Source organism: Paenibacillus xylanexedens (assembly GCF_017874615.1).
GTDB lineage: Bacteria > Bacillota > Bacilli > Paenibacillales > Paenibacillaceae > Paenibacillus > Paenibacillus xylanexedens.
In genome coordinates this window covers 48,452-62,301 of the sequence record NZ_JAGIKV010000034.1, presented here as the reverse complement: position 1 = coordinate 62,301, position 13,850 = coordinate 48,452, and the positions used below count along the sequence as shown (strand labels likewise).

At 45.1% G+C, this 13,850-nt stretch carries 10 protein-coding genes; 1 reads left to right on the top strand and 9 read right to left on the bottom strand.

The window, feature by feature from the left end; translation table 11 throughout:
• Positions 1-781 precede the first annotated feature (781 nt).
• A complete protein-coding gene (locus J2Z28_RS28720) occupies positions 782-2,155 on the top strand; it encodes a molybdopterin-dependent oxidoreductase (protein ID WP_211085438.1) in 1,374 nt (457 codons plus the stop codon).
• A gap of 129 nt (positions 2,156-2,284) precedes the next feature.
• Here the strand turns inward: J2Z28_RS28720 and ligA are convergent, their stop codons facing one another.
• The 9 genes from ligA to galU all read right to left on the bottom strand — a co-directional run bounded on the left by ligA (position 2,285) and on the right by galU (position 13,814).
• Complete coding sequence (ligA, locus tag J2Z28_RS28715) at positions 2,285-4,306, bottom strand: NAD-dependent DNA ligase LigA (protein ID WP_211085437.1); 2,022 nt, start codon at positions 4,304-4,306, stop codon at positions 2,285-2,287.
• A 287-nt stretch (positions 4,307-4,593) separates the two neighbouring features.
• The gene (pcrA, locus tag J2Z28_RS28710) at positions 4,594-6,948 is read right to left on the bottom strand and encodes a DNA helicase PcrA (protein WP_211085436.1); all 2,355 of its coding nucleotides are present in this window, start codon (positions 6,946-6,948) and stop codon (positions 4,594-4,596) included.
• Between the two features lie 436 nt (positions 6,949-7,384).
• Positions 7,385-8,080 carry a heptaprenylglyceryl phosphate synthase gene (gene pcrB / locus J2Z28_RS28705; RefSeq protein WP_211085435.1) on the bottom strand — a complete coding sequence of 232 codons (696 nt, stop codon included), beginning with the start codon at positions 8,078-8,080 and terminating at the stop codon, positions 7,385-7,387.
• Positions 8,081-8,195: 115 nt separating this feature from the next.
• A complete protein-coding gene (locus J2Z28_RS28700) occupies positions 8,196-9,071 on the bottom strand; it encodes a phosphatidylinositol-specific phospholipase C/glycerophosphodiester phosphodiesterase family protein (RefSeq protein WP_211085434.1) in 876 nt (291 codons plus the stop codon).
• 475 nt (positions 9,072-9,546) lie between these two features.
• Positions 9,547-10,410, bottom strand: a complete 864-nt coding sequence (gene rfbD / locus J2Z28_RS28695) for a dTDP-4-dehydrorhamnose reductase (protein WP_211085433.1) — start codon at positions 10,408-10,410, stop codon at positions 9,547-9,549.
• A complete protein-coding gene (gene rfbB, locus J2Z28_RS28690) occupies positions 10,410-11,432 on the bottom strand; it encodes a dTDP-glucose 4,6-dehydratase (RefSeq protein ID WP_211085432.1) in 1,023 nt (340 codons plus the stop codon). Before rfbB ends, rfbD begins: the two co-directional genes overlap by 1 nt.
• 23 nt (positions 11,433-11,455) lie before the next feature.
• The gene (rfbC, locus tag J2Z28_RS28685; protein ID WP_211085431.1) at positions 11,456-12,013 is read right to left on the bottom strand and encodes a dTDP-4-dehydrorhamnose 3,5-epimerase; all 558 of its coding nucleotides are present in this window, start codon (positions 12,011-12,013) and stop codon (positions 11,456-11,458) included.
• A gap of 22 nt (positions 12,014-12,035) precedes the next feature.
• On the bottom strand, positions 12,036-12,779 hold the full coding sequence (locus J2Z28_RS28680; RefSeq protein ID WP_211085430.1) for a sugar phosphate nucleotidyltransferase: 744 nt from the start codon (positions 12,777-12,779) through the stop codon (positions 12,036-12,038).
• Positions 12,780-12,935: 156 nt separating this feature from the next.
• On the bottom strand, positions 12,936-13,814 hold the full coding sequence (galU, locus tag J2Z28_RS28675; protein WP_211085429.1) for a UTP--glucose-1-phosphate uridylyltransferase GalU: 879 nt from the start codon (positions 13,812-13,814) through the stop codon (positions 12,936-12,938).
• Positions 13,815-13,850: the final 36 nt, after the last annotated feature.

The window sequence follows — 13,850 nt, the reverse complement described above, 5'->3', positions numbered from 1 at the left end:
TGTATTAGGCATGCCGCCAGCGTTCGTCCTGAGCCAGGATCAAACTCTCCAATAAAGTATTGAAAAGAGCGATAAGCTCATTTTGAATCTGACGATTCATTGTGAATCAAAAGTTACTATCCATTTGTTCAGTTTTCAAGGAACTTGTATGTCCGTTTATGTTGATGTTTTATGTTGATGTTTGTCAACCGGACAGGAATCTTATCATATCATGTTAACTAACTTACTGTCAACACTTTGTTTTCGTCATCTTTCAAATGATTATGACAATCATTCGTTTGAAGCGACAAGAAATAATATATCACGTAGTGATTTATTTAGCAAGCATTTTTAATCAACCTTTTGATATCATGATATCTTCATCTACGGTGTCTTGTCTCCAACCTGTATTCGACAGATTAACACATGCTCTGAACAAGTGAAAGGGTACCCTTAAAGTGCATTACATATAAAAGAAATAACTCATTTCTATAAATACTTCCTTCTATAACCACAAGTAATAATGATCTAGATGAGTTTTTAGTTAGAGTACCGATCGGGATAACGATCCTTGTCCTTCTGTTGGTTTGAAGAAAGTGATCCAAAAACTCTATAATAAGGTATATAGATATAGAGATAAGGTTAAGCAGTCAAGTGTACTACTTTCATAAGTAGCCCATGAACAATCGTATAACCATCTCGCATTGCACCTTTACACAGATCACGTACTCCATTCACAGCTAGCTATTACATATCAAAGTTCTGAATAAACTCATTACTAACCTATATGGGGTGATCGCACTTGAAACAATGGTTGAAGAACAGACGCAAAGGTTACGGAAAAAAGTTGGTTTCCATCCATGCTTGGAATGCCTGGATTGTTGTGATCCTTGCTATTTCAGGTCTTATGCTGGTAGGCGGCTTTTGGCGCGAGATACTCGGAATTGGACGTGTCTGGTTAAAATGGCTACATATCATCGTTGGGCTAGCTATGCTGGCACCCGTAGTATATTACTTGATTTTGGCCGGAAAGCACTGGAAACAGCTTCGTAATAGACCTTGGCAAAGGGTGAACACCATCTTTGTTCTTGCTCTGCTGGTAGGCTGGCTACTCTCGGGTATTGTATTATGGCAGTTCAAGCTAGCTGGACCTCGATGGTCGAATGCTGCACTTTTGATCCATGACCTGCTGACTTGGGTGGGCTTACCTTATATTATCTATCACTCCATCACTCGGACCAAATGGTTAAAGGATCCTGCACGTCGTGCGGTTAAAACCACTACAACTTCAACACGAACTCAAAATACAGCTGATCCATCTGATTCAATATCGGATGAAAAAGAAACTCCGGCTGCTATATCTTCTTCCCAGTTTGATCGCAGTTCCGAGAGAGATCCCCTCAAATCAGAGGAGCGACCTCAACCATTGTATACACGACGAGCTTTCATCCGTTCTGCTGTGGGGGTTGGTCTCGCCGTGACTCTTGGTCCTACTTTTATATCCTGGGTAGGACGAAATCTCAAGATCGATAATAGTATTGATAGCATGCTGGAGAACGATCCTAACCGTATGGTTCCTCTGCCACAACCGCTGTCTGCCTCTTCACCTCCCATTGGAGGCGGAGCTGAAGGTCATTTCCGCGTATATACAGTTACGCCTATACCATCCTTCTCCAATGCTAATTGGTCTTTCCGAATCGATGGACTGGTTGAACGGGCACAGGTATGGAATTGGGAACAATTCGTGAAGCTGGCGCGTACCGTACAGGTTAGTGATTTCCACTGTGTAACGGGCTGGTCTGTATATAAGAATACCTGGGAAGGTATTTCTCTTGCACAGCTTTTGAAACAAGCCGGAGTAAAGTCGGAAGCTCACAGTGTAAAGTTTTATTCCGGTGATGGTGTGTATACAGATGCGATTACGTTGGATCAAGCACAAATGGAAGATATTATGGTCGCTGTCATGCATGATGGCAAACCTATCCCTGCTGATCTTGGCGGTCCGGTACGGCTCGTCATTCCTCAGATGTATGCCTATAAATCAGTGAAATGGTTGAATCGCATTGAACTCATCGACAGCGAACATATTGGTTACTGGGAAGAGCGAGGATATGACAAGGATGCATGGCTTACAGGTGCAGCTCAACGCATCCCTAACAATTTAAGCGGTTCATGATCAGATAAGATTGATGAGCGTTCATTCGTTGTAAAAATAATTTAGATAAATAGCAAAAGCCCCCGATCACATATTCGTGTCTTCGGGGGCCTTTTTCTTTTTCCTCATTATGAACTCTCTGATTACACTTTAACCCTGTGGGTTCAAAAGACGTACAAGTTCGTCCTCATCCTCAATCGTTGGAATACCGAGATCATGAGCTTTGGTTAGTTTACTACCTGCCTTCTCTCCGGCAATAACCAAATCTGTCTTTTTCGACACACTACCAGTCACCTTCGCTCCGAGCGCTTCCAGTCTTTGCGTTGCCTCTTCCCGCGTCAATTGATGCAGCGTTCCGGTCAAGACGACCGTTTTACCACTGAAGAAGGAATCTTCCACAACAGCAACGGCTGGTGCCTCAGGTGCCTGAGCTTTCACACCCAAGTTGAGCATTTTCTCAATTGCAGCCTGTGTAAACGGATCTGCAAAAAAGTTTACGATGCTCTCTGCCACAATACCACCGACGTCGGGTAGTTCAACCAGTTCTTCCACGGTTGCATTCATAATGGCGTGCAGATCTCGATAATGATCAGCGAGCATGCGCGTTGTCGATTTACCTGTGTTCGGAATACCCAGTGAGTATAAGAAGGAAGCCAAGTCTCTATCTTTACTAAGCTCAAGCGCAGCGATAAGATTGTTCGCTTTCTTTTCCCCAAACCGCTCCAGCTTCACCAGATCATCAAACTGTAACGTATACAGGTCGGCAGGCTCACGCACGTTCAATTCATCATACAGCTGAATCGCTGTTTTCTCACTGAATGTCTCGATGTCCATGGCATCACGGGAAGCAAAATGAGAAATACGTGCCACCGTTTGCGGTTTACACGCAAGTCTGTTGTTACAGAACAGATGCGCTCCGCGTTGCTCCAGTGGGAATCCACATGCAGGACACTGCTCAGGGAAGACGATCTCCTCGCCATCACTCTCCTCCGTCACTTTACCCAGAATCTCAGGAATGACGTCGTTGGAGCGACGGATAAAGACCCGTGTGCCCAGAGCAAACTTCAGATTTTTGCGCTCAATATCGCCGACATTGTTCAAAGTACAGTTCTGTACCGTTACTCCGGCAAGTTCAACCGGTTCTACGCGTGCCAGCGGAGTTACTTTGCCAGTACGACCCACATTCCATACCACAGCGTTAAGAACCGTCGTGGTCTCTTCTGCCTCGAATTTGTATGCCACCGCCCAGCGAGGGAATTTATCGGTATAACCCAGCACTTCGCGGGTGCGCACGTCCGTAATTTTGATAACAGCTCCATCGATCAGATAGTCCAGCTGACCCCGGTTCTCCTGAATCGCAGCCAATTGTTCCATCACATCATCAAACTCATGGAAATACGTGATGGATGGATTAACTTTGAATCGGTTCTCACGCAGGAAGTCCATCATCTGCTGATGATTGGCAAACTGAATGTCATCCGAATAACCTACGTTATAAAAGTAAGCATTTAGCCGACGCTCAGCCGTCGCCTTCGGATTCAGGTTACGCAGCGCTCCTGCTGCTGCATTCCGCGCATTCTTGAGTGGCTCTGCCGCCGTCTCATTATATCGTTCCAAGACAGACAGATTCATGATACCTTCACCCTGTACTTCAATTGTACCGCTTGTGTAAGGAATTTTGAGCGGAACGGATCGGATCGTTCTTACCTGTGCCAAAATACCTTCACCTACGGTACCGTTCCCTCGTGTAGAGGCTTGTACCAACTCACCGTTGGTGTACGTCAGGTTCAGCGTCAAACCGTCAAACTTCAACTCAATGACATAACCTGGTTCCGGTAAAGGCGTATCGGGATTTTTACTGTTATAGTCATTAATCAGTTTCAGTACACGGGTATTCCAGCTCCGAAGCTGCTCAATATTCTGTGCTTTGTCCAGACTCCATAAGGAGGATAAGTGGCGATGCGGGGTAAACCCCTTGAGAAGTTCGCCACCCACACGCTGTGTTGGAGAATCAGGCAGAACCATGCCGCTTTCCTGTTCCAGCGTAACCAGTTCATCGTACAGAAGATCATACTCCTTATCGCTGATCTGTGGCTGATCCATCGTGTAGTACTGATAATTATGCTGGTTCAGCTCGGTAACGAGTTGCTCCATCCGGTGCATCGGGTCCATACAGGGCCATCCCTCCGTTAATTTGATCTATATATGTAGAACAAATACTCCTATTGCACGTGAACTCCGATAACATAATAACGTTCCATCGTTGATATCACTACATAATTTCAATGAATGAATATCCACAATGACACTCCGATAACAGAATAACTTTCCAATCGCTGTTATCCCCGGATTTCTTTTAATCCATTTTAAAAGGTGGAAATCCGGGGATAAAGGCGAACGCTATGCTTCTTCAAGTTATTTCTGCTCTCTCTGTTATCGTGCAAAAGGAAGTTTCGTTCTTATTCTACTTTCGTAATAGGGGCAAAACCGGCAAGCAAACGTTTCACGCCAACCGGAGCTGGGAATGCAATCTGCAATTCGGTATCATTACCTGTACCTTTGACCGCAACAATCGTGCCTGTCCCCCATTTGCCATGCTGTACTTTATCGCCTGCCTTGAATCCTGCTTCACCATTAGAAACGGCTGGCTTGGAAGCAGAGGATGGCGTAGAGTATGTTGGGCGGGTGACACTTGTGGTCACACGCGAAGTTGGCGTGGATGAGGTAGCAGATGAACCGCTCTTGCTTTGGTGATCAAAGAGCTTGGCGCCACCACCGAAGTTACTTCCTCCACTAGAGCCTAGTCCACGTCCACCATATGAGCCGCCTCCGCTATTGCCGCGGCGGTAGCGATCACGAGCCATCGAGGTGTCTTCCTTCAACTCATCCGGAATTTCATCCAGGAAGCGGGAAGGCGGGTTTGCTGTGGTACGTCCAAACAAGGTACGCATCTGGGCACAGGACAGGAACAGTTGCTCTTCCGCACGAGTAATCCCTACATAAGCAAGTCGGCGTTCTTCCTCCAGCTCTTCATTATCCATAAAGGCCCGGCTATGAGGGAAGACTCCTTCCTCCATACCCACGATAAAGACAACCGGGAACTCCAGACCTTTGGCACTGTGCATGGTCATCAGGGTAACAACGTCGCTCTGATCCTCTTCATCATCGTTCATGCTGTCGATGTCAGCAATCAATGCAAGATCGGTGAGGAACGAAACGAGCGTTTTGTCTTCATTATTTTTCTCAAATTCCATCGTTACTGACAGGAACTCTTCAATGTTCTCCAGCCGTGCACGGGATTCGAGTGTATTTTCATTTTGCATCTCGAGACGGTATTGGCTCATCTCAAGAATCTTCTCGGTCAGTTCAGTTACAGACAGATACTCTACCATCTGATGCAAAGCAGCGATCATGTCATAGAACTCCACCAGCGCATTTCGCGTACGGCCAGCAAAACCAAGATCATCTACGACCTGAAGTACACGGAAAATAGAAATTCCACGCTCTCCTGCCGCAGCCGCGAGCTTCGCTACCGTTGTATCACCAATGCTACGTTTCGGTACATTAATGATCCGGGTAAGACTGATATCATCATCGGGGTTGGATAACAGGCGCAAATACGCCAGAATGTCCTTGATCTCTTTACGATCATAGAACTTGATGCCGCCGACAATCTGATACGGAATATCAGACTTGATCAGAATTTCCTCTATAACCCGGGACTGGGCGTTGGTACGGTACAAAATAGCATGGTTCTGATAGGATTTGCCGTTCTTCACATTTTTACTAATCTCGGAGGTAACAAAATACCCCTCATCATGTTCGGAATCCGCACGGTACACCTTGATCTTCGAACCACCCTCTTTGTCCGTCCACAGTTTCTTCGGTTTACGCCCTGTATTCAGGCCAATCACTTCATTCGCTGCATTCAGAATATTGGACGTAGAACGATAGTTCTGCTCCAGCAAAATCGTACTTGCTTCAGGGTAATCTTTCTCAAAGTTCAGGATATTGCTGATATCCGCTCCGCGCCAGCGATAGATCGACTGGTCACTATCTCCCACAACGCAGATGTGGTGGTGACTGTCAGCGAGCATGCGGCACAGCATGTACTGCGCACGGTTCGTATCCTGATATTCATCGACGTGAATGTACTGGAATTTCTTTTGGTAAAAGTCGAGGACTTCCGGCACTTCCTTGAACAGCTGAATGGTCTGCATAATGAGATCGTCGAAATCAAGTGAGTTGTTGGCTCTTAACCGTTTCTGGTACATCTTATATACCTTCGCCACAATACCTTCAAAATAATCTCCCGACTGTTTCTCATATTGCTCCGGACTGATCAGTTCATTCTTGGCCGTGCTCATCATGGATTGAACTGCTTTGGGCTCGAATTTCTTGGTATCGATATTCTGATCTTTCATACAGCTGCGAATTACAGATAATTGGTCCGATGAGTCCAAAATACTGAAGTTGGAGGTAAAACCAATACGTTCAATGTCACGGCGCAAAATACGCACGCACATGGAGTGGAATGTGGATACCCAAATGTCACGGCCCTGGGAGCCACCTACGAGTTGAGATACCCGGTCTTGCATCTCACGAGCGGCTTTGTTCGTAAAGGTAATCGCTAAAATGCCCCACGGAGGTGCCTTCCGTGTTGCAATAAGGTAGGCAATCCGGTGTGTCAGCACCCGGGTCTTGCCAGAGCCCGCTCCGGCCATAATCAGCAGCGGGCCATCCGTCGCCTCGACGGCTTGCCGTTGAGGGGTGTTAAGCCGTGCAACGGCATCATGTATATTTACAGGTTGCATGCATGCATGCTCCTTTCGTTGGTTGGTCGGTATAAGTGATCTATCCATTACACTTGGACTTCGATTGCAGCAGCATCTTCCGATCGTCGTTATCCCCAGATTTTTTGATTCCCTTTATTAAAGGGAAATTTCGGTGATAAATACGAACACTTCGTTTCTTCAGATTGCTTCTGCACTCTCCGTTTCTGTGTAAACATAGTCCCTCTATACGAATTTCTTAGTAAAAAAAGAACAAAATCAGGTAATAGAAGTATGCTTAGGATTTAGCTTTCTTACAGAAAGCTTTTAACGAGCATTTCGTTTCTCCAGCTCACTTCTCTCCTCTTCGTTCTAGTGTAAACGACATTACGCTCATATAACTTCTTTAATTAGTAAGGTCAAAGTTCTATTTTAACAGATCATAAGGGGAAAATGGGGGAATGGTAAACTAAACCGATTAAATGGTTCCTTTTACAGCCAACACCGTCTCAAGTGCCTTAGTTAAATCGCTGTACACAATGTTACCTACCACGACAGTATCTGCCACCTGGGCAGCTTGCGAGGCTTTCTCCGAATCATCAATTCCGCCGCCGTAGATAAGGTGTGCCCGATCCAATTGTCTGTGTGTCTCACCAACAAGCTCCATATCTCCGAACGTTCCGCTGTACTCCATGTACACAATTGGAAGATTGAGCAGACGCTCCGCAGCCTGGGCATATGCCACCGCAGCTCCTGTCGTCAGATCCGTATCTGCGCCAGTCAACCGAGCTACCGTAGAGTTTGCATTAAGCACAATATAACCCTCGGCAATAAGCAGATCCCAAGGAATAAGATAACCATAACGCTCTATGGCTTGCTGGTGGTGCCCAATCATCCATTTGCTGTCCGTTGCATTCAGGACCATGGGGATCAAATATCCATCAAAGCCGGGAACAACAGCCTCCAGATCGGATACTTCAAGCACACATGGCACCTCATAACGACGTACACGGGACATCAGGTCTACCGTGTTATCATAAGTAATTCCAGAAGAGCCACCGACGATAATTGCATCGGTCCCCGACATGCAGACCAGATCAAGTTCTTCGTCCGTAATCTTCCGGTCCGGGTCAAGCTTAAATACATGTCTCCACTGCTTAATCATGTCTATCAACGAACATTCCTCCAGAGGTTCTTCTGCATCCTAGAAAGCTTGTAAACTAAGTCTAAGTCAGCAGACAGTGAGTGTCAATGTTCGTATAAAAAGGGGAACAGAAAAATACGGATTTTTACGGTTTCCAGGCAAAACGTGTATTCATCTCATCCAACTCCTGCTCCGTCAGCACATCCGAGTATACCCCGTACACGCCCCATTTCTCATAGTTAGCCACCTGTTCAGTGTCGTTGATAGTATGCACGTAGGTGACTGAGCCCGCACTATTCAGCTTGGCGACGAAATTCTGGTTTACTTTATATTCCGGCATAGTCACGGCATCAATATCATTCTTTTGCACAAAATCAACAACCTGAGCTTCTGTATCCTGTGTGGCATATAACGTATAGATAATGGAAGGGAATGCATAGACTTCTTTCACCGTTTCGAGCATCGGTTCGTTATAGATCTGTACAACCACCCGGTCCAGCACGGAGGGATCATGTTCTTCCGCTGCATCCACAAGGGATCTTAACACCTGCTGAATATCCTCATCCTTCTGTTCCTTGGTGTCAGTTACGATATACATATCCGGGTACTGGGCCAGTACATCTATAATGCCGTCGGCATCCATAGGCTGGTACATACCCAAAATAGGCGTATTCATGAATTCATCATGTGTCAACGCCCCGGCTTGTTTATCCTCCGGAAGCTCTTCGTCTTGTCCTAGCATTTTGCTCATATTAGCGGTCCATTCATGTCTGGCTACGGCTTTGCGATCCGAGGTCAACATAAAGTCGATCTCAAATACACGTGTGCCTTTCTCGTAATTGGCAATCATCGCTTCATAGGCGTTGGTATATGGTTGATCACGAATACTGCCCATCGCATGGGCGATTAATCTATAAGCGGTAAATCCGTCCCGTTGTTCCTTACTCTCGCTCTCATAGGCGAAAAAGAGTGTGCCCACGGTGACGATCAGTAGTATTAACACGGCGGCAATGCGTTTCATATCACATTCACATCCTCAGTACCTTTTTGTTAGCTAACTACCCGAATTGAGGAGGTGCAAAACAAAACAGCCGCCCGAGGCGGCTGTTAAATGGTGGGTGAAGGATTTGAATGAATTGTAAATTTTAGTAAAACTCTTCAGAACTGAGTTATCCTGCTTCCATATATCATCTTTGATTACAGAATGCAAATATGAATGCAAATATATCGTACATAGGCCCCGCTTGTAGCACAAGTTCAAAAAATTACACCCAATTAGTTCATTCAATAACACAATCTAGTCCATACTCATACTCATTTACTTTTGAATAGTTCTGTATGAAGAGCCATCATGCCTGATATTTATCCGGACTTCTACCTTACTTTATATGAGAAGACTTTTTATCTGCTCATCAATGTATATTACTCCGTTAACGAAAACTCCCGCTCACAAATAATCGAGCGAGAGTCAGATATTGTGTTACTAAGTTTAATCCTTATTTTGATGAAAAGCCAATAAAATCACGCAGTCCCTCCCGCCACGGACGGAGGCCAGACAAACCGTTGGTTCGAATGGATAGATGGTCCAACACTGAATTACGTGGCCTAGGCGCTGGTCTAGGAAACTGCTCTGTCGTACAAGGCTCCAATTGCGCTTGAATGGATAATCCTTTTAACTCTCGAGCTTCCTCAAAGATAGCCTGAGTGAATTCATACCATGTACAAGTCCCGCTATTGGAAGCATGATATATCCCATACTTTTCTGTACGCATAAGTTTTAGCAGGAATTCGCCCAAATCTACGGTATAAGTAGGTGACCCTTTTTGGTCATTGACCACCTGCAGTTTCGATTTTTCCTGCCCCAACTTCAGCATCGTTTTGACAAAATTATTCCCGTAAAGACCATAAACCCAAGAAGTACGCACAATAAACCATTTTGATGACAGTGACTGTACCAGTAATTCTCCTGCTCGTTTGGATTTGCCATACACGCTTTGCGGATTCGTATTATCATATTCCTGATAAGGGTTTTCCGAGTTGCCATCAAATACATAGTCGGTACTAATATAAATAAGCTTGGCTCCAGTTCTTTCTGCCACTACAGTAACATTGCGCGTTCCCACGGCATTCACTTTATACGCACCATCAATATCTGTCTGTGCTGCATCAACAGCCGTATATGCTGCACAATGTATGACCACTTCAGGATGAAATGAGGAAACGACTTCATTACACTGTTCCTGATTGGTAATATCCATTTGATCCCGATCACAAGCAAGAACAGAATGTCCCTCATTCTCCAAAAGAAGAACGACATCACGTCCCAACTGTCCATTTGATCCCGTAACCAATACCTTCATTACTTATCGTCTCCCAATCGAGATCCGTATTGCTTGGCGTAGTACTGTTGATACACTCCGGACTGAATGCGAGTCCACCATTCTTCGTTATTCAGATACCATTGAATGGTCTCCTTGATCCCGGTTTCAAATGTATACTTCGGTTGCCAGTTGAGTTCAGACATTGTTTTGGTCGGATCAATGCCGTATCTACGGTCATGACCAGGTCGGTCTTGCACGTATTTGATTAAGGATTCTGGTTTACCAAGCTGCTCCAAAATGGTATTAACAATGTGTACGTTGGTTCGTTCGTTATTGCCACCGATGTTGTATACCTCACCATTAATCCCCTGATGAATCACCAGGTCGATGGCGCTACAATGGTCTTCTACATAGAGCCAGTCTCTAATGTTTAATCCATCTCCGTATACAGGCAAAGCCTCATCTGCTAGAGCACGTGAAATCATCAGCGGGATTAGTTTTTCAGGAAACTGGTACGGACCATAATTGTTGGAACAACGCGTAATATTCATAGGCAGACCAAATGTTTCATGGTACGCTCTCACAAGTAGATCTCCACCAGCCTTGGATGCCGAATAAGGGCTGTTGGGTTGTAATGGAGTTTTTTCAGTGAATAGACCAGTTGGACCAAGTGAACCGTACACCTCATCCGTCGAAACCTGAACAAACTTGGAAATATTGTGTTTTTTAGCGGCTTCAAGCAGCGCTTGAGTACCATTCACATTCGTTCGCACGAAAACGTCTGGCTCCAGTATACTACGATCCACATGAGATTCTGCTGCGAAGTTGACTATCACATCTATGCCTTGACCGATTAGACGATCCATCTCGGCAGCATCTGTTATATCAGCTTTGACAAAGGTATGACGCTGATTACGTTCAAGGGATTTCAAGTTTTCCAAATTGCCCGCATACGTGAGTGCATCCACATTAATAATTTCATAATCAGGATGCTGATCCAGCATGTACATCACAAAATTACTTCCAATAAAACCGGCCCCGCCGGTAACGAGTAGTTTCATAATTTTGAAACCTCCTGTATCCTTCACGATCCAAAATCGAAGTTAATGTCTGCATCCTTAAGCAGTGGGTGCTTCTCGTCTTTCTCTGATAAAACCGGTTTGGATGTAGGCCAATCTATGCCAAGTACCGGATCACTCCATAATATGCCGCGATCATGCTCAGGGGAATAATATTCGTCCACTTTGTATATGACTTGGGTATTCGGAACCAATGTGCAAAAACCATGAGCAAAACCTTTAGGTACAAGCAACTGGCAGTGATTATATTCGCTAAGGATAAAACCCTGCCACTGACCAAACGTTGGAGAGCTATGACGGATATCGACAATGACGTCGTAAATTGCACCCGAGATGACACGAATCAGCTTGGTTTGTGCTTTGGGATTCAGCTGGTAGTGCAAACCACGCAATACTCCCTGCTGTGCGGACAAAGATTGATTATCCTGAACAAAGTCGTAGTGAATTCCGTTTTGTTTCATGATGTGTTCGTTGTAACTTTCCATAAAAAAACCCCGATGATCCCCATGCACCACTGGTTCAATTAAACAAGCGCCTGTCAGTTTCGAAGGAGTGATCTTCAATTGTTTTACCCTCCCTTCTCTTCTACAACTTTAACTTTCCAAATTCTTCACCAAAAACAATATCCTGCGCCAGTTCATTAGCCCGCGCTAATGAGGCATGAGTACCCGCATCGGTCCACCAACCCTGAAGTATATCGTAAGTTAAATTTCCACTTTCAATATATGCATTGTTGACATCCGTAATTTCTAACTCTCCCCGATCGGAGGGCTTTAATGTTCGGATTATATCAAAAACTTCATTATCAAACATATATATGCCTGTAACTGCATAATTGCTTTTAGGTATCTGAGGCTTTTCTTCAATAGATACAATACGATGACCATCAATCTCAGGCACCCCGAAACGGTGAGGATCAGAAACCTCTTGGATCAATATTTTAGCTCCGGATCTCTGCTCCCGGAATCTAGCTACATATTCAGTAATATTGTCTTCGAACACGTTATCTCCTAGTATGACAACGATCTGGTCATCACCTGCGAATTGTTCAGCCAATCCCAATGCTTGAGCGATTCCGCCGGCTTCATCCTGAACTCGATAGGTGAATGAGACGCCCATATCACTTCCGCTACCAAGCAGATTAACAACATCGCCCATGTGTTCTTTGCCGGTAATGACCATAATATCGGTAAGGCCAGCTTGTTTTAATTTATATGAGGCATGAAAAATCATCGGATACTTGCCCACAGGAAGCAAATGTTTATTAGTTACCTTAGTTAAAGGAAACAGGCGAGACCCGGTCCCACCCGCCAGGATAATAGCTTTCATATTATGAGACCCCCAAAAATATAGATAATAAATAATTTTATTAATTACTTAAGCAAAACAGTTATAACTAAATTTAGAACATTTCAAAAGGATGATTATGTTTCTAATTATTGGGTGCCCTGTTCTTAATGCGGTTTGACGTCAATTAGGTATCTGTTAGTTCAACGCCATTATCTTCTTCAGATATGCCAACAAATCCTCACGCAGATCCGGGCGCTGCAATGCGTAGTGAATCGATGTCTCAATGAAGCCTAACTTCTCGCCAACATCATGACGCAGTCCGTCAAAATGATATGCGAGAATCTGCCGCTGTTCATTCAATCGGGATAAGGCATCCGTGAGTTGGATTTCTCCCCCGACACCAGCAGATTGTTGACCCAGAATCTCGAAAATATCCGGTGTAAGAATGTAACGTCCCATAATAGCAAGGTTCGAAGGGGAATCTTCGGTCTTTGGTTTCTCAATTAAGCGGTGGGCCCGAAAGACACGATCATCGGTAGGGGTAAGCAACTCCCCGTCCACTATCCCATAGCGGGATACCTCGCTCCAATCAACAGGCTGTACACCAACGATTGGAGATTGCAGTTCATCGTAGACTTCGATCATCTGCTTCAGGCAGGGATGATCCGCTTCCACAATGTCATCCCCTAACAGGACGGCAAAAGGTTCGTTGCCGATAAACTTGCGGGCACACCAGATGGCGTGACCAAGTCCCTTCGGTTCCTTTTGACGGATATAATGGATATCCGCCATCTCGGAGGGTTTGCGTACTTCGTTTAGCAAGTCCCACTTCTGTTTGTGCGCTAGATTCTGCTCCAGCTCAAAAGAGTAGTCGAAGTGGTCTTCAATGGCCCGCTTCCCTTTACCTGTCACAATAATGATATCTTCAATGCCTGAAGCTACGGCTTCTTCAATAATGTACTGGATTGTTGGCTTGTCCACAATGGGCAGCATTTCCTTAGGCATCGCCTTGGTGGCAGGCAGAAACCGGGTACCCAGCCCTGCGGCTGGAATAATCGCTTTGCGAATACGCACACGAACCCACTCCTTTTGCTAAACAAGTTGAACTAA

What these genes read in the sequence shown, in the direction of transcription:
- ligA (WP_211085437.1), bottom strand. Translation starts at nt 4,306, where the DNA reads ATGGACCCGATGCACCGGATGGAGCAACTCGTTACCGAGCTGAACCAG.
- pcrA (WP_211085436.1), bottom strand. Translation starts at nt 6,948, where the DNA reads ATGCAACCTGTAAATATACATGATGCCGTTGCACGGCTTAACACCCCT.
- J2Z28_RS28700 (WP_211085434.1), bottom strand. Translation starts at nt 9,071, where the DNA reads ATGAAACGCATTGCCGCCGTGTTAATACTACTGATCGTCACCGTGGGC.
- rfbD (WP_211085433.1), bottom strand. Translation starts at nt 10,410, where the DNA reads ATGAAGGTATTGGTTACGGGATCAAATGGACAGTTGGGACGTGATGTC.
- rfbB (WP_211085432.1), bottom strand. Translation starts at nt 11,432, where the DNA reads ATGAAACTACTCGTTACCGGCGGGGCCGGTTTTATTGGAAGTAATTTT.
- J2Z28_RS28680 (WP_211085430.1), bottom strand. Translation starts at nt 12,779, where the DNA reads ATGAAAGCTATTATCCTGGCGGGTGGGACCGGGTCTCGCCTGTTTCCT.